The organism is Streptomyces sp. NPDC041124, from assembly GCF_055592385.1.
Window position 1 is genome coordinate 371,318 of sequence record NZ_JBVIYR010000002.1, and the last position, 23,965, is coordinate 395,282.

At 72.9% G+C, this 23,965-nt stretch carries 22 protein-coding genes; 5 read left to right on the top strand and 17 right to left on the bottom strand.

The window, feature by feature from the left end; genetic code table 11:
• Positions 1–87: 87 nt before the first annotated feature.
• The gene (locus ACZ6A9_RS06100; RefSeq protein ID WP_468980662.1) at positions 88–1,992 is read left to right on the top strand and encodes an anthranilate synthase family protein; all 1,905 of its coding nucleotides are present in this window, start codon (positions 88–90) and stop codon (positions 1,990–1,992) included.
• Here ACZ6A9_RS06100 and ACZ6A9_RS06105 read toward each other — a convergent pair.
• From ACZ6A9_RS06105 to ACZ6A9_RS06120, 4 genes are all read right to left on the bottom strand, one after another.
• Positions 1,944–2,939 carry a 2-hydroxyacid dehydrogenase gene (locus ACZ6A9_RS06105; RefSeq protein ID WP_468980665.1) on the bottom strand — a complete coding sequence of 332 codons (996 nt, stop codon included), beginning with the start codon at positions 2,937–2,939 and terminating at the stop codon, positions 1,944–1,946. The genes ACZ6A9_RS06100 and ACZ6A9_RS06105 overlap by 49 nt on opposite strands.
• 109 nt (positions 2,940–3,048) lie before the next feature.
• Positions 3,049–3,741, bottom strand: coding sequence for a response regulator (locus tag ACZ6A9_RS06110; RefSeq protein ID WP_468979238.1), 693 nt, complete (start codon positions 3,739–3,741; stop codon positions 3,049–3,051).
• On the bottom strand, positions 3,738–4,982 hold the full coding sequence (macS, locus tag ACZ6A9_RS06115; protein ID WP_468979241.1) for a MacS family sensor histidine kinase: 1,245 nt from the start codon (positions 4,980–4,982) through the stop codon (positions 3,738–3,740). The genes ACZ6A9_RS06110 and macS overlap by 4 nt, the downstream gene beginning before the upstream one ends.
• A gap of 26 nt (positions 4,983–5,008) precedes the next feature.
• Entirely contained in the window at positions 5,009–5,812 is an 804-nt protein-coding gene (locus tag ACZ6A9_RS06120) for a lysophospholipid acyltransferase family protein (RefSeq protein WP_468980670.1), read from the bottom strand.
• Between the two features lie 229 nt (positions 5,813–6,041).
• On the opposite strand from ACZ6A9_RS06120, the gene ACZ6A9_RS06125 reads away from it, so the two are divergent.
• Positions 6,042–6,839: an alpha/beta hydrolase gene (locus ACZ6A9_RS06125; RefSeq protein ID WP_468979244.1), complete on the top strand. Its 798-nt coding sequence runs from the start codon at positions 6,042–6,044 to the stop codon at positions 6,837–6,839.
• Positions 6,832–7,425 (top strand): hypothetical protein, encoded by a 594-nt coding sequence (locus tag ACZ6A9_RS06130; RefSeq protein WP_468979247.1) that lies wholly within the window; start codon positions 6,832–6,834, stop codon positions 7,423–7,425. The genes ACZ6A9_RS06125 and ACZ6A9_RS06130 overlap by 8 nt, the downstream gene beginning before the upstream one ends.
• Positions 7,426–7,438: 13 nt before the next feature.
• Here the strand turns inward: ACZ6A9_RS06130 and ACZ6A9_RS06135 are convergent, their stop codons facing one another.
• The 7 genes from ACZ6A9_RS06135 to ACZ6A9_RS06165 all read right to left on the bottom strand — a co-directional run bounded on the left by ACZ6A9_RS06135 (position 7,439) and on the right by ACZ6A9_RS06165 (position 13,581).
• Positions 7,439–8,194 (bottom strand): endonuclease/exonuclease/phosphatase family protein, encoded by a 756-nt coding sequence (locus tag ACZ6A9_RS06135; protein WP_468979251.1) that lies wholly within the window; start codon positions 8,192–8,194, stop codon positions 7,439–7,441.
• Positions 8,195–8,725: 531 nt separating this feature from the next.
• Positions 8,726–9,136: a plasmid mobilization protein gene (locus ACZ6A9_RS06140; RefSeq protein ID WP_468979255.1), complete on the bottom strand. Its 411-nt coding sequence runs from the start codon at positions 9,134–9,136 to the stop codon at positions 8,726–8,728.
• Positions 9,137–9,245: 109 nt separating this feature from the next.
• Positions 9,246–10,199 carry an ROK family glucokinase gene (locus ACZ6A9_RS06145; RefSeq protein ID WP_468979259.1) on the bottom strand — a complete coding sequence of 318 codons (954 nt, stop codon included), beginning with the start codon at positions 10,197–10,199 and terminating at the stop codon, positions 9,246–9,248.
• Between the two features lie 126 nt (positions 10,200–10,325).
• The gene (locus ACZ6A9_RS06150; protein WP_468979262.1) at positions 10,326–10,850 is read right to left on the bottom strand and encodes a DUF5304 domain-containing protein; all 525 of its coding nucleotides are present in this window, start codon (positions 10,848–10,850) and stop codon (positions 10,326–10,328) included.
• 58 nt (positions 10,851–10,908) lie between these two features.
• On the bottom strand, positions 10,909–12,081 hold the full coding sequence (locus ACZ6A9_RS06155) for an ArsA family ATPase (RefSeq protein WP_468979269.1): 1,173 nt from the start codon (positions 12,079–12,081) through the stop codon (positions 10,909–10,911).
• A gap of 119 nt (positions 12,082–12,200) precedes the next feature.
• Entirely contained in the window at positions 12,201–12,644 is a 444-nt protein-coding gene (locus ACZ6A9_RS06160; protein ID WP_468979274.1) for an SRPBCC family protein, read from the bottom strand.
• 139 nt (positions 12,645–12,783) lie between these two features.
• Entirely contained in the window at positions 12,784–13,581 is a 798-nt protein-coding gene (locus ACZ6A9_RS06165; protein ID WP_468979279.1) for a metallophosphoesterase family protein, read from the bottom strand.
• Positions 13,582–13,877: 296 nt separating this feature from the next.
• Between ACZ6A9_RS06165 and ACZ6A9_RS06170 the strand changes: the two genes are divergently transcribed.
• Positions 13,878–15,674 (top strand): AMP-dependent synthetase/ligase, encoded by a 1,797-nt coding sequence (locus ACZ6A9_RS06170; RefSeq protein ID WP_468979286.1) that lies wholly within the window; start codon positions 13,878–13,880, stop codon positions 15,672–15,674.
• Positions 15,675–15,797: 123 nt separating this feature from the next.
• Here the strand turns inward: ACZ6A9_RS06170 and ACZ6A9_RS06175 are convergent, their stop codons facing one another.
• Positions 15,798–16,940, bottom strand: coding sequence for a glycosyltransferase family 4 protein (locus ACZ6A9_RS06175; RefSeq protein WP_468979291.1), 1,143 nt, complete (start codon positions 16,938–16,940; stop codon positions 15,798–15,800).
• A 121-nt stretch (positions 16,941–17,061) separates the two neighbouring features.
• On the opposite strand from ACZ6A9_RS06175, the gene ACZ6A9_RS06180 reads away from it, so the two are divergent.
• Positions 17,062–18,297 (top strand): glycosyltransferase 87 family protein, encoded by a 1,236-nt coding sequence (locus tag ACZ6A9_RS06180; RefSeq protein WP_468979297.1) that lies wholly within the window; start codon positions 17,062–17,064, stop codon positions 18,295–18,297.
• 251 nt (positions 18,298–18,548) lie between these two features.
• Here ACZ6A9_RS06180 and ACZ6A9_RS06185 read toward each other — a convergent pair whose 3' ends face one another.
• The 5 genes from ACZ6A9_RS06185 to ACZ6A9_RS06205 all read right to left on the bottom strand — a co-directional run bounded on the left by ACZ6A9_RS06185 (position 18,549) and on the right by ACZ6A9_RS06205 (position 23,948).
• Complete coding sequence (locus ACZ6A9_RS06185) at positions 18,549–19,739, bottom strand: hypothetical protein (protein ID WP_468979301.1); 1,191 nt, start codon at positions 19,737–19,739, stop codon at positions 18,549–18,551.
• A gap of 33 nt (positions 19,740–19,772) precedes the next feature.
• On the bottom strand, positions 19,773–20,789 hold the full coding sequence (locus ACZ6A9_RS06190; RefSeq protein WP_468979307.1) for a C40 family peptidase: 1,017 nt from the start codon (positions 20,787–20,789) through the stop codon (positions 19,773–19,775).
• A 197-nt stretch (positions 20,790–20,986) separates the two neighbouring features.
• The gene (locus ACZ6A9_RS06195) at positions 20,987–22,027 is read right to left on the bottom strand and encodes a C40 family peptidase (protein ID WP_468979312.1); all 1,041 of its coding nucleotides are present in this window, start codon (positions 22,025–22,027) and stop codon (positions 20,987–20,989) included.
• 232 nt (positions 22,028–22,259) lie between these two features.
• On the bottom strand, positions 22,260–23,603 hold the full coding sequence (locus tag ACZ6A9_RS06200; RefSeq protein WP_468979316.1) for an NYN domain-containing protein: 1,344 nt from the start codon (positions 23,601–23,603) through the stop codon (positions 22,260–22,262).
• A 105-nt stretch (positions 23,604–23,708) separates the two neighbouring features.
• The gene (locus ACZ6A9_RS06205) at positions 23,709–23,948 is read right to left on the bottom strand and encodes a hypothetical protein (RefSeq protein ID WP_004932140.1); all 240 of its coding nucleotides are present in this window, start codon (positions 23,946–23,948) and stop codon (positions 23,709–23,711) included.
• Between the last annotated feature and the right edge of the window lie 17 nt (positions 23,949–23,965).

The window sequence follows — 23,965 nt, forward strand, 5'->3', positions numbered from 1 at the left end:
GGGGCGGCCTTCGGTGTTTTCCGGGTCGTTCCTCCGACGCTCATGACGGCTCTGCTCATGACCGAGACGAAACGAGGAACGTCCACCATGGACCTGGCACGGCTTCCCCACGACGACCGCCCCTTCGCGCTGCTGCGCCGCCGCACTCCCGGTCACGACCACGAGGTGGTCGAGCTGCTGGTCGGCCCGGTGGACACCCGTGAGCACCTGGCCGACCTCCCCGAGGAGGGCCTGGCGCTGGTCCCCTTCCGGCAGATCCGCGAGCGCGGCTTCGACGTGCGCGACGACGGCACCCCGCTGCTGGTGCTGACCCCCGAGGAGCGCCACGCGTTCCCTCTCGCCGAGGCCCTCGACCGGCTCCCCGCCCATGACGTCCGCGTCGAGGGCGGCGGCTTCGACGTCGGCGACGAGGAGTACGCGCGGATCGTCGGCCGGGTCCTCGACGAGGAGATCGGCGGGGGCGAGGGCGCCAACTTCGTGATCCGCCGGACGTACGAGGGTGAGATCCCCGGGTTCGGGCGGGCCGACGCGCTGGCGCTGTTCCGGCGCCTCCTGGAGGGCGAGCGGGGCGCGTACTGGACGTTCGTCGTCCACACCGGGGACCGGACGCTGGTCGGGGCCAGCCCGGAGGTGCACGTCAGGGCGTCCGGCGGGACGGTCGTGATGAACCCGATCAGCGGCACCTACCGCTACCCGGCCGGCGGGCCCACCCCTGAGCACCTGCTCGGTTTCCTCGCCGACGGCAAGGAGATCGAGGAGCTGTCCATGGTCGTCGACGAGGAGCTCAAGATGATGTGCACCGTCGGCGACATGGGCGGCGTGGTGGTCGGCCCCCGGCTGAAGGAGATGGCGCACCTCGCGCACACCGAGTACGAGCTGCGCGGCCGGTCCTCGCTGGACGTGCGCGAGGTGCTGCGGGAGACCCTGTTCGCGGCGACCGTCACCGGGTCGCCGGTGCAGAACGCCTGCCGGGTGATCGAACGGCACGAGGTCGGCGGGCGCGGCTACTACGCGGGCGCGCTGGCGCTGATCGGCCGGAACTCGGGGGGTGGCGGGCGGGAGGGAGCCGGCGGCGCCCAGACGCTGGACTCCCCCATCCTCATCCGGACCGCCGACATCGACGCGGCCGGGCGGCTGCGGGTGCCGGTCGGGGCCACGCTGGTGCGCGGCTCGGACCCGGCGTCCGAGGTGGCGGAGACGCACGCCAAGGCGGCCGGGGTGCTGGCGGCTCTGGGGGTGCGTCCCGGGCGTCCGCGCGAGGAGGCGGCACGGCCGCGGCTGGCCGATGATCCGCGGGTACGGGCCGCGCTGGACGGGCGCCGGTCCTCGCTGGCGCCGTTCTGGCTGCGGATGCAGGAGCGGTCGGGGGAGCTCTGCGGACACGCCCTGGTCGTCGACGGGGAGGACACCTTCACCGCGATGCTGGCCCATGTGCTGCGCGCCACCGGTCTGGAGGTGACCGTGCGCCGGTACGACGAGCCGGGTCTGCGGGAGACGGTGCTGGCGCACGAGGGCCCGCTGGTGCTGGGTCCCGGTCCGGGCGACCCGTCCGACACGGCCGACCCGAAGATGCGCTTCCTCGGCGCGCTGACCGCCGACGTCATCCGGGACAACCGCCACGGCGTCCTGGGCGTCTGCCTCGGACACGAGCTGATCGCGGCCGAGCTGGGCCTGGAGATCGTACGCAAGGACGTCCCGTACCAGGGGGCGCAGACGGAGATCGACCTGTTCGGGCGGCCGGAGACGGTCGGCTTCTACAACAGCTTCGTGGCGCACTGCGACGACGACACCGCGCGGGAGCTGGCCGCGCACGGCGTCGAGGTGAGCCGCACGGCCGGCGGTGAGGTGCACGCGCTGCGGGGCCCCGGCTTCGCCGGGCTGCAGTTCCACCCCGAGTCGGTGCTGACGCTGAACGGCGCGGCGGTGGTGCGGGAGCTGATGGGTCAGCTGCGGGGCACCAGCACGTTCTCGGAGCGGCGGCCCGCCGTGTAGTCGAGGACGTTGCGCACGGTGGTCTCGACGATCTGTCCGACGGCGTCCTCGGTGTAGTACGCCTGGTGGGAGGTCATCAGCACGTTGGGGAAGGTGACGAGGCGGGCGAGGGTGTCGTCGTCGACGGCCTCGAGGGACTTGTCGAGGAAGAACAGTCCCGCCTCCGCCTCGTACACGTCCAGGCCGACGCCGGTGAAGCGGCCCGCGCGCAGCTCGGCGACGAGGGCCGCGGTGTCGATGAGGCCGCCCCGGCTGGAGTTCACCAGGATCGCGTCGTCCCGCATCGCCTTCAGGGCGTCGGCGTCGATGAGGTGGTGGGTGGCGGGCAGCAGCGGGACGTGCAGGCTGACCAGGTCGGACTCGGCGAGGAGCTGCTCCTTGGGGACGTAGGTCATGCCGAGGTCCCGGCAGGCGGGGTTCTCGGCGACGTCCCAGCCGAGCAGCCGCATGCCGAAGCCGTGGGCGATCCGGGCGAACGCCTCGCCGATCTTTCCGGTGCCGATGACACCGGCGGTGCGGCCGTGCAGGTCGCGGCCCATCAGGCCGTCGAGCCGGAAGTCGAAGTCACGGGTGCGGGTGGAGGCGCGGACGATCCGGCGGTTGACGGCCATGGCGAGGGTCCAGGCGAACTCGGCGACCGAGTACGGCGAGTAGTACGAGACCCGGGCGACCGTCAGGCCGAGCCGCTCGGCGACCTCCAGGTCGACGTTGTTGAAGCCGGTCGAGCGCTGGGCGACCATCCGGGTGCCGCCGGCCGCGAGGTCGGAGAGCACCTCGGCGCCGAGGTCGCAGTTGACGCTGGTGGAGATGATCTCGTGGCCGGCGGCGATGGGGGCGGTGTCCGTGTTGAGGAAGACGTCCAGCCCGCGCACCGGGTGGTGGCCTTCGAAAGCCCGCTCGACCAGGGGCTTCTCGTCCGCCTGCACACCGAACGCCAGGATCTCCACGGGTTTCCTCCGGATGTCGTGCTGGTCCATTGCCGTACCGGCGCATAGTACGGGCGCTCCTCGCCCGTCCGGGGCGGGAACGGGCGGGCGAGCGGCGGGCGTGGGCGCTCTACTCGTCGTCGAGGCCGCGCTCGATGGCGTAGCGGACGAGCTCGACGCGGTTGTGCAGCTGGAGTTTGCCGAGGGTGTTCTGCACGTGGTTCTGCACGGTGCGGTGGGAGATGACGAGCCGTTCGGCGATCTGCTTGTAGCTGAGGCCCTTGGCGACCAGGCGCAGCACCTCGGTCTCGCGGTCGGTCAGCCGGGGGGCCTTGTTCTCGCCGTCGGAGGGAGCGGCGCCGGCCGGTTCGGAGGCGAGGCGGCGGTACTCGCCGAGGACCAGTCCGGCGAGCCCGGGGGTGAACACGGGGTCGCCGACGGCGGTGCGGCGCACGGCGTCCTGAAGCTCCCCGGTGGAGGCCGACTTCAGCAGGTAGCCGGTGGCGCCGGACTTCACCGCCTCCAGGACGTCGGCGTGCTCGCCGCTGGCCGAGAGCACCAGGACGCGGGCGGCGGGGTTCGCGGCGACGACCTCCTTGCAGACCTGGACGCCGGGTTTGCCGGGCAGGTTCAGGTCCAGGACGAGGACGTCGGGTGTGGCGGCCTTGGCCCGGCGGACCGCCTGGTCGCCGTCGCCGGCGGTGGCGACGACCTCGAATCCGGACTCGGAGAGGTCACGGGCGACGGCGTCGCGCCACATGGGGTGGTCGTCGACCACCATGACCTTGATCGGATCGGCCGGCTTCCCGGTGGTGTCCGTCATCGCTGCTCCGCCTTCCCCCGCGGGTCGTGTCCGTACTCCGTCTGCTTGGGCACCTTCAGTTCGACCTCCGTGCCCTGCCCCGGCACCGAGATCAGCTCGGCGCTGCCGCCGAGGTCGCGCAGCCGTCCGCGGATGGACAGGGCCACTCCGAGGCGTCCCTCCCCCTCGGCCTGGACGAGCCGTCCCTCGGGGATGCCGGGTCCGTCGTCGCGGACGGTGACGATCACCTCGTCCGGTTCGTCCTCGACGAGGATCCAGGCGCGGGCGCGTTCCCCGGCGTGCCGGCGCACGTTGTCCAGGGCGGCTCCGACGGCGGCGGCCACCTCCCGCGCGGCGGCCGGCGCGAGCGGCACCGGCGCTCCGGGTTCGGCGAGACTGACCAGGGCTCCTGCGTAGGGGGCGAGCAGGGGGCGCAGGTCGACCGGGCCGTCGTCGGCGGTGGTGTCCTCGTCCTCGTCCACGGCCCGTACGACGGCGCCCCGGGCGGTGTCCCGCGGGGAGCGGGACACGGGGACGAGGCCGCCGGAGACGAGGGTGCGCAGGGCCACCTCCTGCTCGCCGGCCATCCGCCCCAGCTCCGCGGCCTCGCCGCCGATCACCGCGCCGCGCCGCTGCACCATCGCCAGCACCTGGAGCACGCTGTCGTGGATGTCCCGGGCGAGCCGCTCGCGCTCGCGGGTCGCGGCCTCGATCTCCAGGGCGCGGGCGAGGGTGCGCTCGGAGGCGCGGGCCACCTCGACGACGTAGCCGATGGCGATGGAGGCGACCCAGACGAGGATCACGTTGTGCACGGTGTCGCGGGCGGGGGCGCCGCGTTCGATCAGGTTGGCGACGGCGACGAGGGTGGAGGCGAGGGCCGCCCAGCGCCAGCCGCCCTTGATGGCGAAGGCGAGGACCGAGCCCGCGGTCCAGATCGACGGCAGGGTCGGGCCGCCCGCGTGGACGCGCTCGGCGGCGTCGGCGACGGGGGTGAGCAGGATGCCGGTGAGCGCGAGGGTCAGGTCGGCGGTGAGGAAACGCCTGGTGCAGGCGGCCGCGCTCGCGACCCTGGGCAGGGTGGCGAGGGTCCACACCACGAGTACGGCGAAGAAGCCGGCGGCGAGCCAGGGGCGGGCGAACTCCTCGTGGGCGGCGGCGAACAGCCCGACCGCGTAGATCATGGCGAGGACCCGGTAGCCGGCCAGGGCACGCCACAGCGGCTGCTCGACCGACATGCGTACGACTCTCTCGCGCTTGGCCATGTCCCCCATGCCCCCGTCCGGCCCGGTTAGGGCCCGGACCCTCTCTCGGTCCGCTCCCGGTCGGCCTGCTCCATCGCGGCCCTCAGTTTCTCGGCCTGTTCCTTCTCCGCGCGGGCGAGGGCGGCCTTCGCGGCCTTCTCCGCTTCCTTCTCGGCCTTGGCCGCCTCCGTGAGCTGCCGCTTCATGGCGGTGGCGTACATGTCGACGTATTCCTGGCCGGAGAGCTTCATGATCTCGTACATGACCTCGTCGGTCACCGCGCGGAGGATGAAACGGTCGTGCTCCATGCCCTGGTAGCGGGTGAAGTCCAGCGGCCTGCCGATCCGGATGCCGGGCCGCATCAGCTTCGGCCTGACCTGCCCGGGGGGCTGGATCTTCTCCGTGTCGATCATGGCGACCGGGATCACGGGCGCGCCGGTGGCCAGCGCCACGCGGGCGAGACCGCCCGGCTTGCCGCGGTAGAGGCGGCCGTCGGGCGAGCGGGTGCCCTCGGGGTAGATCCCGAACAGCTCGCCGCGCTCCAGCACCTCTATGCCGCTCCTGATCGCGGCCTCACCGGCGCCGCGCGCCCCGGAGCGGTCCACGGGGAGCTGGCCCACGCCCTTGAAGAAGGCGGCCGTCATCCGGCCCTTCACCCCTGGTGTGGTGAAGTACTCGGCCTTGGCGATGAAGGTGACCTTGCGGTCCAGGACCGCGGGGAGGAAGAAGGAGTCCGAGAACGACAGGTGGTTGCTGGCCAGAATGGCCGGGCCCTCGGCGGGGATGTTCTCCAGGCCTTCCACCCAGGGCCTGAAGGCGAGCTTCAGCGGCCCTCCGATGGCGACCTTCATCGTGCCGTACAACAACCGAGTGCCTCCCGTGCGTGTTGGTCAGACCATATCCCGGGGAGCCGCCGAAGGGCCCGACGGCCCTGGTCGGTGTCAGTGCGGTCGCGTACGGTGAAGGTCCTGCAATCCGTGTGCCGCCCGTGCCCGGCCGTCGTGACGCGCCGGCACGTCCCCTCGACTCCCAGCGATCCCGACTCACCGACTCACCGACTCACCGAACAGGAGGCCGCAGGTGTCGCTCCTGCCCGGCGCCGAGCCGTTCCGCCACGAGGGCGGGGAGACCGCCGTTCTCCTCTGCCACGGCTTCACCGGTTCGCCGCAGTCGCTGCGCCCCTGGGCGGAGTATCTCGCCGAGCGCGGCCTCACCGTCTCGCTGCCGCTGCTGCCCGGGCACGGCACCCGCTGGCAGGATCTCGGGGTCACCGGCTGGCAGGACTGGTACGCCCAGGTGGACCGCGAACTGCGGCTGCTGAGCGACCGCTCCGAGCGGCTCTTCGTGGCCGGGCTGTCGATGGGCGGCGCGCTCGCGCTGCGGCTGGCGGCGCGGCACGGTGACGCGGTCAGCGGCGTGATGGTCGTCAACCCGGCGAACAAGGTGCACGGAGTGGCCGCGCACGCCCTTCCGGTGCTGCGTCACCTCGTCCCGGCGACGAAGGGCATCGCGAGTGACATCGCGAAGCCGCTGACCAGGGAACTCGGCTACGAGAAGGTGCCGCTGCACGCGGCGCACTCCCTGCGGAACTTCTTCCGGCTCGTCGACGGCGAACTGCCCGGGGTCACCCAGCCGCTGCTGCTGATGCGCAGCCCGCAGGACCATGTGGTGCCGCCCGCGGACTCGGCGCGGATCCTCGGCCGGGTGTCGTCGGCGGACGTGACGGAGATCCTGCTGGAACAGAGCTACCACGTGGCGACGTTGGACCATGACGCGGAGCGGATCTTCCGGGAGAGCGCCGCGTTCATCGGCCGACTGGCGCCCGGCGCCGTCAAGGAGCCCGGTCTCGGCAAGGAAGGGACGACCACAGGTGGCTGAGCACGACTCGGACCGTGAGGGCCGCGAGCCGGAGGAGAAGGGCGTCCCCTTCGACGAGAGAGCCGCGTGGGAGGCGATCGTCGCCGGGTACGGCGAGGAGCCGCCGGACCCGCCGGGCGCCAAGCCGTTCAAGTCCGTCGAGGACCTGGCGCTGCTGGAGGCGGAGACCAACGAGGAGGACGGCGCGGGCGAGACCAAGGCACCGCCCAGGAAGGCCGAGGAGAAACCGGCCAAGCCGCTGGGCGGCTCCGTCTCCTTCGCGCCCGGCGTCGGGGGCGGCGGCCCGCGTGACTACAGCGTGGCCGAGCCCGCCGAGGAAGACCTCGACGAGAGCGACGAGGGGCACTTCGTCCCGCCGGAGCCGCCGCCGCTGCCGGAGACCGACGTGACCTCCCGGTTCGCCTGGCTCGGGGTGCTGGGCGGCCCGCTGCTCCTGCTGCTGGCGGTGCTCCTCGGCTGGGAGATGACCTGGTGGCTGACCACCCTGTGCATCGGCGGCTTCCTGGGCGGCTTCGCCACGCTGGTGATGCGGATGCGCACGGACGAGGACGACGAGGACGACCCGGGGCGCGGCGCGGTGGTCTGACCGCCGGCTTCGGCTAGGCGGCCGGGACCCGGAGCGCGGCCAGCACGGGCAGGTGGTCCGTGGCCGCGGTCAGGTCCCGCTCGCTCACCCCGGGCTGACCGAGCGGCACCCCGCACCCCAGTACCTCGACGCCCTTGCTGACGAAGAGGGCGTCGATGCGCCGGTGGGGTTCGTCGCGGACCCAGGTGTGCTCGCCGCCCCAGGGCGCGGCGGTCCAGCAGTCGGTCAGGGACTCGCCGAGCCGCCGGAAGGTCCGCCCGTCCGGCCCCTCGTTCAGGTCCCCGCCCGCCACCACATGCTCCACGCCCATCCCGGCGAGCCGGTCGAGCAGCATGCCCCCCTGGGCGTACCGCTCGCGCCGCTCCAGGGACAGGTGACAGCTCAGCACCCCGACCCGCGCCCCGCCGAACCGTACGACGGCGGTGGCGAGTCCGCGCCGGTGCTGTCCCGGGGTGAGCGGCAGCAGCACGTCCTCGGTCCGTTCGACGGTGGCCCGCAGCGAGCACAGGAGGGCGGGCCCTGCGGCGGTGGCGCCCCCGGAGAGCATCACCAGTCCGGACTCCGACGCCAGCCGGGCGAGTTTCTTCCGCCACCGGAAGAACCGGGGCGCCTCCTGAAGCAGCACCAGATCGGGCGCACAGGCACCGATCACCCGGGCCAGGGCGTCGGTGTCGTCCCGCAGGGAGCGGATGTTGTAGCTGAGCACCCGGACAACGGCCGAACCATCGGGCTCCGTCCGGGAGTCGGGCAGCAGCGGAGTCGTCGCCATGCGATCAAGATAGTCCGACGCACACGCTGACACGGGCCGGAGTTCACACGGCCGATGAAGTCACGCCGGGTGACTCCGCAGCTGACGCGCATACGCCCCGATCACGGCCGAGCAGGGTCCGGGGGTCAGAGCTTTTTTCATGCCGGTGACACCCGAGCCGAAGCTCGCACGGACTCCGGACCCAGGTCCCCATGCCGTCAGACGGCGACCACGTGCACATCCGTGGTGGCGAGGGCCGCCAGTCCGCGAGGTCCGGACCCGTCGCACAGGCCAGGCACCCGGGACGGCCCGCCTTCGTCTCACGCATGGGCGGTTCGGACGTACGGGCCCGGGGGACGGTGCAGTCCTTCAGTAGCCCGGACAGGGCGTGCACCAGCGCCGGCCGGGGGCGCCACACCTGGGCGAGAACCGGGCCGAGCACCAGCGCCCGATGCGGGAGCGTGCGGAGCCCTTCGTGGAGAGCCACCGCCTTCGCCTTGCGGTCGGCGAGGGCGATGAGCATGCCGGTGTCGTGGACCGGTACCCGTGCACTCACGCGGCGTGGCCCGGACGACGGCCGTTCCGGTCCCGGCCGTGGGCGAGAGCGAGGGCCTCCTCGACCTCCCGGCGTTCCTGCTCCGTCAGTTGTGCGGCCGCTTCCGGGGCGGGTTCGTCCGGCAATCCGTCCGCCGCCCGCTCCGCCCGGGAGATGAGCGCGTCCACCTCGGCGAACTGCTCCTCTATGGCATCGCTCTCGGCCATCTGCCGCGTCGCGGCGTGCACCAGGTACGCCGACACATCCATACCCGCCCGCTCCGCGTGCTGCCGGATGCGTTCGGCCTCGTCCTGCCCCAAGCTGATACTGATCCGCGCCTTGGCCACACGGGCATCGCAATACGCGTATGACGGCCGTGCCAGGCAGTCGGGCGGCGCAGGCTGGGCAACCTCACCGGCACCGGCCACCGCGTCATCACCGCGGAGGAGCGGTCGGCTGACCGTCGCGGGGTACGGCTGCGCCCGCCGTCCTCCGAGGGAGTCAGGCGGGCGCAGCCGTGCGTGTGGCGGAGAGGGGTTACATGATCGGGTCCGGTTCGCGGGCGAGGTCCGCCGCGCCCACCAGGCCGGCCTTGTTGCCGAGCTGGGCGCCGAGGACGTCGGCGACCGGGCGCCAGTTGCCGCCGACCAGCCAGCGCTTGTAGGACTTGCGGATCGGGCCGAGGACCAGTTCACCCTCGTCGGAGAGGCCGCCGCCGACGATGAAGGCGGAGGGGTCGAAGAGGGAGGCGAGGTCGGCGAGGCCGGCGCCGACCCAGCGGGCCAGCTCGCGGTAGGAGTCGACGGCCACCCGGTCGCCCTGGCGGGCGGCCATGGAGACGTGCTTGCCCTCGATGCCCTCGGGGGTGCCGTCGCCGAGGGAGAGCAGCGTCTCCGCGTTCTCGGGGGTGGCGTTGGCGCGCTGCTTGGCGTAGCGGACGAGGGCGCGGCCGGAGGCGTACTGCTCCCAGCAGCCCTGCGAGCCGCAGCCGCACAGCAGACCGTCCGGCACCATGCGGATGTGGCCGAACTCGGCGGCCACGCCGAAGTGGCCGCGGCGCAGCTTGTTGCCGATGATCACGCCGCCGCCGAGGCCGGTGCCGAGCGTGATGCAGATGACGTTGCGGTGGCCCTTGCCCGCGCCGAACTTGTACTCGCCCCAGGCGGCGGCGTTGGCGTCGTTCTCCACGACCACCGGGAGACCCGCACGGGCCTCGACCTTCTCCTTGAGCGGTTCGTTGCGCCAGTGGATGTTGGGGGCGAAGTAGACCTCGGAGCGCTGGCGGTTGACGTATCCGGCCGCACCGATGCCCACGCCGACGATGTCGTGTCCGGTGCGCGCTCCTTCCACCGCGGAGGCGATGGCGTCCACGATCTCCTCGGGCGTGCCCGGGGTCGGCACCTTGTGGATCGAGAGGATGTTGCCCTCCTCGTCGACCACGCCCGCCGCGATCTTGGTGCCGCCGATATCGACGCCGATGGTGAGTCCCATGAATCCCTCAGTTCCGGTCGAGCCCCGCTACCGCCAACGGTACCCGAGGCTCTGCCCGAGAAGTCCCGGTGTCCGTACGGTGGGCGACACGGCGGGCACCAAGGGTGGTGTGCCGGGGCCGTGGGGTCAGTCCAGGTCGATGTGCTCGCCGGTCCCGGTGCCGGGGTCGTCGCCCCGGTCACGGCGCTCCTCGGCGTCACGGGGGCGGGCGTCGCGGGCCGTCCAGCGGCGCTCCTGGTCCTGGACGGCGGAGCGGTAGGCCGCGAGGAGTTCGTTGCCCGCGGCGGCGAGGTGGTCGAAGACGTCCGGGTTGCGTTCGATGACGGGTTCGACGGCGGCCTTCGCCTGCTCGACGACCTGGCGGACGACCTGCTGCGCCGCGGGTCCGGCGACCGCGCCGAGGAGCGGCGACTGCAGGCCGGAGAGCTTGTCGGCGACGGCGTCGACGAGCTTCCTCAGTTCCTCGGCTGCGGAACCGGGGGGCGGTCCGTACTGGGCACGGCGGCGGGCCTTCTCCGCCTCGAGGTCCTCGGCTGCCGCGGTCGCCCAGGCGTCGGCGTGGGATTCGGCGGGGGCCTCCCGTACGTCGTCCGCCGGCTTGTCGACGCTCTCGTCCCCGGCGTCGTCGAACGGGGGGAGCTGTTCGCTCATGACGGACTCCTTGACTGCGGGTGGCCCTATCGACGGTACCCGAACGGCCGCCGTCACTTCAGCGGGTGCGCGGCCACAGCCCCGGATCCGGCCGGAAGCGGACGCGCAGTTCGTCCTCGCGCAGGGCGGCGCCGTCCACGGTGCAGCGGCGCAGCGCAGAGGGCAGCGGGACGGTGCGGCGGAACGGCCCCGCGGTGACGACCAGTTCGTCGCCGCGCCGTATGAGGTCGAGTTCCCCGCGGCGGGCGCCCGGGAGGGGGAGGTGCCAGACGAGGACGCCGTCGTCGGCGAGCCTGTCGGTGACCGGCCAGTCGGGGGCGCCGCGGCCCGTCCCGGCCCCGGGCACGGCGAGCGCGGCGAGGTCGTCGCCGCCGCGCGGGTCGCGTCCCAGGTGGGCGACCTGGTGGACGTCGTACGTCTCGCGCCACGCGTCCAGGGTCTTGCGCTGCTGGGCGACGGGTCCGGCGAGCCAGCTGTCGGCGTCGCCCTCCGGCAGGACGCGGGTGGCGATCAGCCAGTCGGTGCGCAGGCCGCGCAGGGCGAGGCCGAGACCGGCGGTGCGGACGGCGTCGGCGCCCGCGGGGCCCGGTTCGGCGACCAGCCGTACGGCGGTGCCGCGGTCGGCGAGGACGGCTTCGACGGCGGCGAGTTGGCGGTCCAGGCGGGCCGCCGCCTCGTACAGCCACTCCGCGGGCATCGGCACACCGGCGAGGCGGCCGAGCACGGGGCGCAGCGCGCGGGCGGCCTGACGCTCGGGCGGCAGGAGGCGGCGCAGGTGGCGGCGGAGTTCCTCGGGGAGGGCGAGGAGGGCGAGGGCGCGGGGGGCGGGCGGGAGGTCGACGACCAGGAGGTCGTACGTCTCGTCCTGGAGTGCGGCGTCGCGCAGGGCGCGCAGCACGGCGAGTTCCTCGGCGCCGGGGAGGGGGCCGGTCTCCTCGGGTTCCAGGCGGGAGGCGCCGAGGAGGTCCAGGGCTGGGGCGGCGCGGTCCTGGAGGGCGGCGAGATCCTCCCGGAAGCCGGTGTCGGGGTCGACGCGGCGGGCGGTGAGGCGGGGGGCGATCTCGGTGGGCGCGGATGCGACGGGGGTGCCGAGCACCGCGCCGAGGGTGTCCGTGCGGTCGGTGCCGAGCAGGAGGGTGCGGGTGCCCTCGCGGGCCGCGGTGAGCGCGGTGGCGGCAGCGGTGGTGGTGCGGCCGCTGCCGCCGGGGCCCGTGATCAGGAGGGTGCGCATGGGGGTGAACGCTAACCGACGCCGGGCGGGGACGGGTTCCGGCCGCCGGCGCCTGCCGGGTGACTGCCCGGGACGGTCCCCAGCGTGCCGGTCCGCTCCGGCCGGTCCGCTGTGCCGGTCTACTGCGGGCCGGATTCCACGCGCTTCTTCAGGCCCGCCAGCGCACGGTCGATGATGACCTTCTCCGCCTTGCGCTTGATCATGCCGAGCATGGGGATCTTCACGTCGACGGTCAGCCGGTAGGTGACCTCGGTGGTGCCGGGGCCGGCCGGGGTGAGGACGTAGGAGCCGTCGAGGGAGCGGAGCATCTGGGACTTCACCAGGGTCCAGGAGACCTCGTGGCCGCCGGTCCAGGTGTACGCCAGGGTCTGGTCGTCCTTGATGGCGCCCGCGTCCATGACGAGACGCACCTGCTCGGCGCGGCCCTGCTCGTCGGTCTTGAGGACCTCCGCCTCCTTCACCTCGCCCGTCCAGTCGGGATAGCGGTCGAAGTCGGCGATCACCGCCATGACGTCGGCCGGTGCCGCCTCGATCGTGATGCTCGAGCTGGTGTGTTCCGCCATCTCCGTGGCTCCTCCAGATGCGGGCCGGTAGTCGTCATGCCGTGCGCCGGTCGCCCGGCGCACGCGCGTGCAGCGGAAGGCTATCGTGCACCGCACCGGCGGAACTCATCCGACCTGGGACATCCGTGCCCTCGTGGCCTCACCACTCGAGCACCCAGGGCCGTCCGGTGCTCGCGAAGTGACCCACGTTGACGCATTCGGTGGCGCCGATCCGCATGCGCCGCACCAGCGGCTGGTGCACGTGCCCGAAGAGGGAGTAGCGGGGCCGGGTGCGGCGGATGGCGTCCAGCAGGGCGCGGCTGCCCCGTTCGAAGCGGCGGGCGACGGTGTCGTAGACCAGTTCCGGCACCTCCGGCGGGATGTGCGTGCACAGCACGTCGACCTCGCCGACGGCCTCGATCTTCGCCGCGTACTCCTCGTCGTCGATCTCGTACGGCGTGCGCATGGGAGTGCGCAGCCCGCCGCCGACGAAGCCGAAGGTCCAGCCGCCGATCTCCACCCGCTGGCCGTCCAGGACGGTCGTGCCCGGACCGGCGTACTGCGGCCACAGGGGCGGCACGTCGACGTTGCCGTAGGTGGCGTACGTCGGTGTGGGGAAGGCGGGGAAGAGCTCGGCGTACTGCTTGCGCACCGCCGTCTCGATCACCGCGGCCCGGTCCGCGCCGATGCCGGCCCAGAGCCGCCGCTGGAACTCGCGCGCCTCCTCGAAGCGGCGGGCGGTGCGCAGCTCCACGACGCGGTCGGTGTTCGCGGCGCCGAACAGGTCGGGGAAGATGCCGCGCGAGTGGTCGGCGTAGTCGAGGAAGAGCACCAGGTCGCCCAGGCAGATCAGGGCGTCGGCGCCCTCTCCGGCCCGGGCGAGGTCGCGGGCGTTGCCGTGCACGTCGCTGACCACGTGGAGGCGCGTGCGCCGGTTCCCGCCGGGTGTGGATGCCATGGCGATCAAGGGTAGACGCGTGCGGCGCGCCTGAACAATGTCGGGCCTACCTGCGGTTACTGGCTCGTCGGTCCGGAGGTGGACTACTGTGCGCGATGAAACACCAACCTGTGTGACGCAGCGAACATCTGGCGGGGACCCCCTGTCCCAGAGGCCATACCGACGGGTAACGTCCGGGCAGTCCAGTCGTGCTCGGGATTTCAACTAGTGAATTCGCGAGCACCAGCCCGAGCCTTGGACCGCACCGTCGCATCGCACAACGTCGTGGCGCCGGCGCCCTAAGAGGAGCAGCAGTCTTGCGCGAGTTCAGCCTTCCGGCTTTGTACGAGGTCCCCGCGGACGGCAACCTGGCCGACATCGTCCGCCGAAACGCCGCGCAGCACCCCGACGTCGCCGTCATCGCCCGCAAGGTCGGAGGTACGTGGCAGGACGTGACGTCCACCACCTTCCTCGCCGAGGTGCGGGCGGCCGCCAAGGGCATGATCGCCGCCGGTGTGCAGCCCGGCGACCGGGTCGCCCTGATGTCCCGCACCCGCTACGAGTGGACCCTGCTGGACTTCGCGATCTGGAGCGCCGGCGCGATCACCGTGCCGGTGTACGAGACCAGCTCGCCGGAGCAGGTGGCGTGGATCCTCAGCGACTCCGGTGTCACCGCCTGTGTCGTGGAGCTCGACGCCCACGCGGCGACCGTGGAGTCGGTACGCGACCGGCTGCCCGCGCTGAAGCACCTGTGGCAGATCGAGGCCGGCGGTCTGGACGAGCTGAACCGGCTCGGGCAGGGCGTCACCGACGAGACGGTCGAGGAGCGCAGCTCGGCCGCCAAGGCCGACGACCCGGCGACCATCGTCTACACCTCCGGCACCACCGGCCGGCCCAAGGGCTGTGTGCTGACCCACCGCAGCTTCTTCGCCGAGTGCGGCAACATCGTGGAGCGGCTGCGGCCGCTGTTCCGCACCGGCGAGTGCTCGGTGCTGCTGTTCCTGCCGCTCGCGCACGTCTTCGGGCGGATGGTGCAGATCGCGCCGATGGTGGCGCCGATCAAGCTGGGTTGCGTGCCGGACATCAAGAACCTCACCGACGAGCTGGCCTCGTTCCGGCCGACGCTGATCCTCGGTGTGCCGCGGGTCTTCGAGAAGGTCTACAACTCGGCGCGGGCCAAGGCCCAGGCCGACGGCAAGGGCAAGATCTTCGACAAGGCGGCGGACACCGCCATCGCCTACAGCCGGGCACTGGACACGCCGTCCGGCCCCTCGGTCGGCCTGAGGATCAAGCACAAGGTGTTCGACCGCCTGGTCTACGGCAAGCTGCGCGCGGTGCTGGGCGGGCGCGGCGAGTACGCCATCTCCGGCGGCGCCCCGCTGGGCGAGCGGCTCGGCCACTTCTTCCGCGGTATCGGCTTCAGCGTGCTGGAGGGCTACGGACTGACCGAGTCCTGCGCGGCCACCGCGTTCAACCCGTGGGACCGGCAGAAGATCGGCACGGTCGGGCAGCCGCTGCCCGGGTCGGTCATCCGGATAGCGGACGACGGTGAGGTGCTGCTGCACGGCGAGCACCTGTTCAAGGAGTACTGGAACAACCCGGCCGCGACCGCCGAGGCGCTGGCCGACGGCTGGTTCCACACCGGGGACATCGGCACCCTGGACGAGGACGGCTATCTGCGGATCACCGGCCGGAAGAAGGAAATACTGGTGACGGCGGGCGGCAAGAACGTCGCCCCGGCGGTCATCGAGGACCGGATCCGGGCGCACGCGCTGGTCGCCGAGTGCATGGTCGTGGGCGACGGGCGGCCGTTCGTGGGCGCGCTGGTCACCATCGACGAGGAGTTCCTGGACCGCTGGTGCGCCGAGCACGGCAAGCCGGCCGGCTCGACGGCGGCGTCGCTGAGCGAGGACGCGGATCTGCTGGCCGCGATCCAGACGGCGATCGACGACGGGAACTCCGCGGTGTCCAAGGCGGAGTCGGTACGGAAGTTCCGGGTGCTGCCGGCGCAGTTCACCGAGGAGTCGGGGCACTTGACTCCGTCGCTGAAGCTGAAGCGGAACGTCGTCGCCAAGGACTACGCGCACGAGATCGAGGCGATCTACGCCAAGTAGGGGGCGCGGTCCGGGGTGCCGCCCGGGCGCCGTTCGCGGGTGCGGGTCGTATGTGGCTGGTCGCGCAGTTCCCCGCGCCCCTGGGGCGGCCCGATCCGGACGGCGCTCCAGGGCGGAGCCTCGTCACAGGAGCGTCTTCAGCCGTTCGGCCAGTAGGTCCCAGCGCCATTTCTCCTCGACCCAGGCGCGTCCCCGCTCGCCCATGCGCCGGCGGAGCTCCTCGTCGGCGAGGAGGGTGGTGAGGCGGTCGGCCGTCTGGGCCGGCTCGCCGCCCCGGACGACCCATCCGGTCTCGCCGTCGAGGACCGCGTCGGGGGCGCCGCCGGAATCGCCCGCGACGACCGGCAGGCCGGTCGCGGACGCCTCCAGGTAGACGATGCCGAGGCCCTCGACGTCCAGGCCGCCGCGCCGGGTGCGGCAGGGCATGGCGAAGACGTCGCCGGCGCCGTAGTGCGCGGGGAGTTCGGACCAGGGGACGGAGCCGGTGAAGCGGACGGACGCGGCGACGCCGGTGTCCTGGGCGAGGCGGCGCAGGTCCTTCTCGTAGGGGCCGCCGCCGACGATCAGCAGCACGGCGTCCGGTTCGGCCGCCAGGACCGCGGGCATCGCCCGGATCAGCGTGTCCTGGCCCTTGCGCGGCACCAGCCGGGAGACGCACACGACCACCGGCCGGTCGGTCAGACCGAGGCGCGCCCGCACCTCGTCACCGCCCGAGCCGGGGTGGAAGGTCTTCTCGTCGACGCCCGGCGGCAGCTGCACCATCCGCGCCGCGGCCTGCGGGGTGAGCGCCGAGGCGATCCGGGAGCGCGTGTACTCACCGAGGTAGGTGATCGTGTCCGTGGACTCCCCTATCCGGCGCAGCAGCTGCCGTGCGGCGGGCAGCTGGGCCCAGCCGGCCTCGTGGCCGTGGGTGGTGGCCACGATCCGCTCGGCGCCCGCGCGGCGCAGCGCCGGTGCCATCAGGCCGAGCGGGGCCGCCGCCCCGAACCACACCGAGGTGCACCCGTGTTCGCGCAGCAGTCCGACCGCCCGCCGGGTGGCCGCCGGGGTGGGCAGCAGCATCGTCGTACGGTCGCGTACGACGGTGAAGGGCTGCTCCGCGTCGAAGGCGGCCGTCGCCCCGACACCCTCCCGGGAACGCTTCCAGGTGGAGGCGTAGACGACGAGCCGCTCGGGGTCGAGCCGCAGCGCCATGTTGTGCAGGAACGCCTGGATGCCGCCGGGCCGGGGCGGGAAGTCGTTGGTCACGATCAAGGTCTTGTGCATCGTGGCCGACCCTATCGAACGGCGTTCTGGCCGTCCGTCACGGCGGTGCTCTGTGGCACGTACACCAGTGTCCGGGACATCATGGCCCCTCACGACGGCGCACCCGACGGGCAGGAATCACGTGAAGACGACGGCCGCACCAGGCTCACTCGCAGGGCTCCTGGTCCTCTGGGCGCTGACGAGGACGGCACTGCTGCTGTGCGTGCTGAAGGTGATCGTCTTCCCGGGACCGGACGTCACCAGCGACGTGTCGGTGATCTACCAGGGCTGGTACGACGTCCTGAGCACCGGAACGTTCCCGCGGGACGACGTGACCTGGCAGTACCCGCCCGCGGCGGCGCTGGCGATCCTCTCCCCCGGTCTGCTGCCTTTCCTGGAGTACGCCACCGCGTTCTTCGTCCTGGCCCTCGCCGCCGACCTGGTCACGCTGGCGCTGCTGCTGTACGCGGGCCGCGGTCCCGGGCGGGCGCGGCGCGGGGCCTGGGTGTGGGTGGCGGGCGTGCCGCTGCTCGGGCCGACGGTGTACGCGCGCTACGACGTGATGGTGACGGCGGTGGCGGTGGCCGCGCTGCTGGCCGGGGTCCGGCACCCCCGGCTGATGGGGGCGCTGGCGGGGTTCGGGGCGTTGCTGAAGGTGTGGCCCGCGCTGCTGCTGCTCGCGGTGCGGCGGCGGGGCGCCTGGGTGTCGGCGGGGGTGACCGCCGTGGGGGTGGCCGGGCTGTTCGCGGTGCTGATGCCGGGGGCGTTCGCGTTCCTGACGTTCCAGAAGGACCGGGGGACGGAGGTGGAGTCGCTGGGGGCGCTGGTCTTCCATGTGGCCCGGCACCACGGGTGGGAGGGCGAGGTGCTGCTCAACTACGGGTCGGTGGAGTTCCTCGGTCCGTACGTGAATTGGGTGAGCACGGGGGCGCTGCTCCTGACGGCGGCGGCGTTGGTGTGGCTGGTGGTGTGGCGGGTGCTTGCGCGTCGCTGCGAGCCCCACACGGTCGCCGACGCGGCGTTCGTGGGGGTGCTGCTGTTCACGGTCACGAGCCGGGTGATCAGTCCGCAGTACATGGTGTGGCTGGTGGGGCTCGCGGCGGTCTGTCTGTGCTTCCGGGCGAGCCGGATGGGGGTGCCGGTGGGGCTGGTGCTGGTGGCCTGTCTGGTGACGGTGCTGGAGTTCCCGGTGTGGTTCGCTCATGTGGTGGCGAGTGACGCGCTGGGGGTGTCGTTGCTGGTGGTGCGCAACGGGCTGTTGGTGGCGGCGGCGGTGGTGGGGGGTCGCAGGTTGTGGTGCGCGACGGTTTTGGGGCGGCGGGCCGTCGCCACGGTGCCGGAGCAGGTGCGCGCGGCGGAGAGGTCGGTCGCGTCCTGACCGGGCGGTGACACGGGGTGCACCGGCGTCGGTGCCGGGCGGGGGGTGTCTGCGCAGCCCGGCGCTCGAGGGGTGCCGTCGCGCCCACCCGTGCCGCCCCAGCGGCACGACTGCCCGCGGAGGCGGAGAGCTGCCCGCGGAGGCGGAGAGCGGAGGGCCCCGGACGGCGGCACGGGTGCCCGCGGAGGCGGGAAGCGGAGGGCCCCGGACGGCGGCACGGCTGCCCGCGCAGGGCGGTAGGTGCTGGAGGGTCAGGGCAGGACCTTCTGGATGTAGTCGTGCCACTGGAGGGTGAAGGCTTCCGGGGTGGTGTCGAGGACCGTGTCCAGGGCGTGCTCGACCGCGCCCTCGCGGGTCTCGTGGGCGCCCACCGTGCGGTAGAACTCGCGGAGGCGTTCCTCACCCCAGTGCTCGGCGATCAGGCGGCAGGCCAGCCAGCCGCCCTCGTAGGCGCGGGCCAGGCCGTCCGCGTCGCCGGAGAAGCCGAAGTCCTCGTCCTCCGGCAGGGCTTCGGGAACGTCCCCCTGGCTCACCGCGTAGGCGAGCTCCGGGGCTGCCTCGGCGGGGGTGCGGTCGCTGCCGCGGTAGCCGACCCAGTCGGCGAACCCCTCGGACAGCCACAGCGGCGTCGCGGCGGAGGTGTGGGCGCGGGTGGCGACGTGGGTGGTCTCGTGGGTGAGGACGACCTGCCGGCCCGGGTCGCCGAGCAGTCCGAAGGCGTCCGGGTTGACGATGACCCGGTCCGCCGGAGCGCGCCCGTCCGTGCCGGTGGCTCCGGTGGTGACCGCAGCGATCCCCCGGTAGGAGGAGGCGGGCGAACCCAGCAGGCCCGCCATGCCCTCCAGGGACCGCGGGACCAGCACGACGACGCGCCGGGGCCATTCCGGGCCCCAGGCGTCGGACACGGCGGGCACCGCGCGGTCCGCCAGCGCCGCGTACTCACGCAGCTTGCCGGCGGGCTGCCCGACGCCCAGCACGAGGCTCCGCGCGCCCCGCACGGCCTGGGCCGCGCCCTGGTCCCACAGCTGTTCGCCGGACCTGCGGGCGGGGCGGTCGGAGTCGACGGACCAGCGGCCGTCCCGGTCCCGGCTCAGGGTCAGGGAACGGGCGGTGACGACAGGGGCCCGGTCGTGTCCCTCGACGCGGTAGCGCAGGTCGGCGGAGGCGGTGGCCGAGTCGCCGGTGCGGTTCAGGGCGGTGACCCGGTACGACCAGTCCGCCAGCGGGACCGCGCGCAGATTGTCGAACCCCGCACGGTCGCCGGTACCGGCGAAGGCGGCGGCGTCACGGTCCAGGACGGCCTCGGCACGCCGGTCGAGGAGTGACTGCACCTCCGCTCGGGCGGCGTCGACGGCCGGACCGCCACCGCACGCCACCAGGGAGACGAGCAGCAGACACAGCGCCACCACCGACGCCCCCGACACCCGCCTTCGATCAGCCATCTGTCCGAGGGTACGGGCGCGCGGCCGTCCCGGTCAGACCCTGGTGACCGACGAGACCGGCATCATTCCGACCGGGTCGTAGCGCACCGGGGCACCCGGGTAGGGCGCGTGGATCACCTGGCCGTTGCCCATGTACATCCCGACGTGGCTCGCGTCGGAGCGGTAGAGGACCAGGTCACCGGGGCGTGCCTCGGAGAGCGGCACCTGCCGGCCGGCGTACCGCTGGGCCTGCGAGGTGCGCGGCAGCGCGACCCCGGCCTGGGCGTACGACCACTGGGTGAGGCCGGAGCAGTCGAAGCCGGAGGGACCGTTGGCGCCCCACACGTAGGGCCTGCCGAGGGCGGAGCGGGCGGCGGCGACGGCCGCGGCCGCACGGCTGGAGGCCGCGGCGCCGCCGGGGCCGGGCAGGTCCGCGCGTGCGGAGCGGCCGGCCCGGTCCCAGGCGGCGCGTTCACCGGCCGGGAGGGAGTCGAGCAGGCGGCGGGCCTCGGCGAGCTTGCGTTCGACGGTCCGCTTGTGGACGGCGGCGGCCTTGCGGCTCCTGTCGAGCGCGCCGAGCTTCCCGGCCGCCTCCGCACGGTCCTGGGCGAGGGAGCGCAGGGCGCCCCGCAGATGTCTCAGCTCGCCGGCCTGGTGGACGGTGATCCGGTCGAGGACGGAGGCCTTCTCGAGGTAGTCCTCCGGGTCTTCGGAGAGCAGCAGGGCGAGGGCGGGTTCCAGGCCGCCGGAGCGGTACTGGGCACCGGCGAGCGATCCCAGCGACTCCCGCATGGTGTTGACCCGCTGCTGCTTGCGGGCGATCCCGTCCTGCACGGCGGAGATCTGACGGCGCAGGGCGTCGGCCCGTTCGTCGGCCGCGTTGTACGCCTCGGTCGCCCGCTCCGCCTCCTCGTAGAGGCGGTCCACGTCGGCCGCCCGGGTGTCGTCGGGCGGGGCCGCCGCGGCCGGGGCCGCGCCGAGGGCGGTGGCCGCCGCTGACAGCAGGCCGAGGGCGACGACGGCACTCCGGTCTGATCCGGAGGACGGTGCGGTACGGCGATGGGACCCCACGGGAAGCCGCGTTCCTTCCGCTGGCGGACAGGGAAACGCGGCAGACAGTAGCGTCGGCGACGGTGCGCGGACCAAGGGCCTGTGCCCGCACACACGGTGACGCCCCGCCTGTGACCTGCGTCGGAGGCGGGGCGTGGGGCCGGGCGGCGCCGGTGCGATTCCCTCCAACGGGCGCACGGGGGGCCGTCGGGGAGGTGCTAGACGCGGACGCCGAACATGAAGGGGCCGCCGATGGTGTTCATCGACTCGTAGCGCACGACGGTGCCGGTGCGCGGGGCGTGGATGATCTGGCCGTTGCCCGCGTAGAGGCCGACGTGGTGCAGGTCGTTGAAGAAGAACACGAGGTCGCCGACCTTGAGCTGGCTGGCCGAGTAGATCCTGGTGCCCGCTCCGGTCTGCGCCTCGGAGGTGCGCGGGATGCCGACGCCGGCCTGGGCGTACGCCCAGGAGGTGAGGCCGGAGCAGTCGAAGGAGGAGGGGCCGGTGGCGCCGTAGACGTACGGGGTGCCGAGCTTGCTCTGGGCGGCGGCGAAGGCGGCGGCGGCCCGTCCGGAACCGGCCGGGACGTTGACGGAGAGGGCGTCGCGCTCGCTGGTGCGGGTGGCGCGGTTCTGCTCCTCGGCGAGCTCGGCCTTCTGCTCGGCGGTGAGGGTGTTGAGCAGCTTCTGCGCGGAGGCGAGCTTGCCCTGGACTTCCTTCTTCTTCTTGCCCAGTTCGGCGCGCGTGGAGGAGAGGTCCTTGAGCTTCTCGGACGCCTCGGAGCGCTGCTGGGAGAGTTCGCGCTGCTTCTCCTGGATCTTCTTCAGCGCGTCGACCTGCTGGGTGCTCAACTGGTCGAGGGTGGACGCCTTGTCGAGGTAGTCGTCCGGGTCGGCGGAGAGGAAGAGCTGCAGCGAGGGGTCTATGCCGCCGCTGCGGTACTGGGCGCTGGCCATCGAACCGAGGCCGTCGCGCAGCTCGTTGAGCTCCTGCTGGCCCTTGGCGACGTTGTCCTGGATCGTGGAGATCTCCTTCTGGAGCTTCTCCTGCTTCTCCTTGGCGCCGTTGTACTTCTCGGTGGCCTGCTCGGCCTGCTCGTAGAGCTTGTCGACCTTGGCCTTGACCTCGTCCTTGCTCGGCTTCTCGCTCGGGGCGGCGTTGGCGGCCTGCGAGCTCATGACGACGGCAGCTGCGGCAGCGGTGGTGAGCACGGTCACGCGTGCGCGGCTCGGCTGCTTGGGACGACGGTGGGACGCCACGGAGACGAGCTCCTTCTCGAGAGTGATCGCGCGAGCGAGGGTTCGAAGGGAGACCCTAGTGATTCTCTTGTGATCAGTTCAAATCCCCGGACGCAAAATCTCCGTCACAACGAGTTTATCGGGCCTCAACTCACCTGCAGTGATGCCCGCTTGACGCTACGTTGCGTGACGGTTCCGTCAATTCGGGCAATCAACCTTGTACGTTGCACGAGGGACGGATGCGCATCAGATACTAGGAAAGCCTTTTGAGGAGCACCGCCGAGGCGACGGGGCGTGCGCCCGCGCGGGCGACCCCGTCGGCGACCTCCCGGTCGGTGGAGACGACGATGACGGGACGCCCCGGCGGCTCCGCGCGCACCAGCTGGCGGATGAGTTCGTCGGCGGTGACGCCCGGCTTGGAGAACAGCACGCGCACACCGCGCGGCGGCGCGAGCAGGACCGGCGCGGCCAGTTCGGCGCCGTCGAAGACGCAGGTGACCTCGGCGCCGGTCTGCGCGGCGAGCTGGGCGAGCTGCCCCAGCAGGCGCAGGCGCTGCTTCTCCAGCGGCATCTGGGGATAGCCGGTCTTGGTCACGTTGTAGCCGTCGACGACGAGATGGGCCTGCGGCAGTGCCAGCAGCTGGTCGACGATGGCCGGGTCGTTCTCGGACAGCGCGCGGGCGGCGATGTCCTTCGGGGTCATGCGGCCCGGCTCCACGGCGTCCACGGTCTCGGCGGGCCGGACGGACACGGGAGGCAGCGCCAGTTCGCGCCGCAGCCCCTGGGCGGCGTCCAGCACGGTGTCCAGCAGCAGCCGCACCCGCATGTCCTCGACGCTGCGGCCCTCGCGGGCCGCCCGGCGGGCGGCCTCCAGGGCGGCCTCGGTCTCCCCCAGCCGGGCCTTGAGACGCCGGCTCTCGCTCTCGGCGGACGACACCTGGGCGCTGCCCTCGGCGCGTACGGCCTCCATCTCGCCGCGCAGCTTGCGCACGGCGGCCTCACCGCGCTTGACGTCGCTGAGGGCGGAGCGCAGCTTGCGGTGGAGCGAGTCGGTCTCCTTCTTCGCCGCTTCCAGCTCGGCGCGCAGCCGCTCGGTCTCGGACCTGGTGTGCTCGCGGGCCCGGTCGAGTTCGGTGCGCAGCCGTTCCAGCTCGGCCCGGGTCTCCTCGTCGGCGCGCTCGGCGTCGGCGCGCTGGGCCTCCTCGCCGGCGGCGGTCACCAGTTTGACCCAGCCGGCCGGGCGGAGCACATAGGCCGCGGCCGCCACGTCCAGCGGATCCGCGGCCGGGGGCGGGGAGCCCGAGTCGAGGGCGCCGGTCAGTTCCGGCTGGGCCTCTCTGAGCTTCTCCCCGATGCGCTGCCGGAACAGCGGATCGGTCTCCAGTGCCGCCGCCATGGCGTTGCCTGCGAACTTGGCGCGCCGGTTCGGAGCGAATCTGGCGTACTGCCTGAGCTGGGCGGGCAGCTCGGTGACCGTGAGTCCGCCGAAGCCGTCGGCGACGATCTGGACGACGCGGCGGCGCACGCCTTCGGGCAGCGGACGGTCGAGCATCTCGGCGGCGCCGTCCTGCGGCCCCCCGCCCGTGGTCTCCACCATCCGTCACACCCCCATGCCTGTGTGCGGCCCCGTGCGCGGGGTCGCCGTCAGCGGGACCCTCCCCCACTCTCGACTTCGCTCGAGCGGGAGGGGACCCCCTTCGCTTCAGGAGCCGGCGCCCGGCCTGTCCACCAGTTCCACCTGGTCCACGGCGTTGCACCAGCGGCACCGCACCGACTCGATCGTCTCACCGAGCACCTCCCGCTCCTCGACCCTGGGCTCTCCGGCCAGGTCCAGGTGGACGTACTCGACGACCTTCGACGAGCGGGTCACGTCGAAGCGGGTCAGGTTGCCGCAGAGGGTGCAGCGCCACCGCGTCGAGGCGGTCGGCAGAGGAACCGTCATCGTGGCTGTTCGCCTTC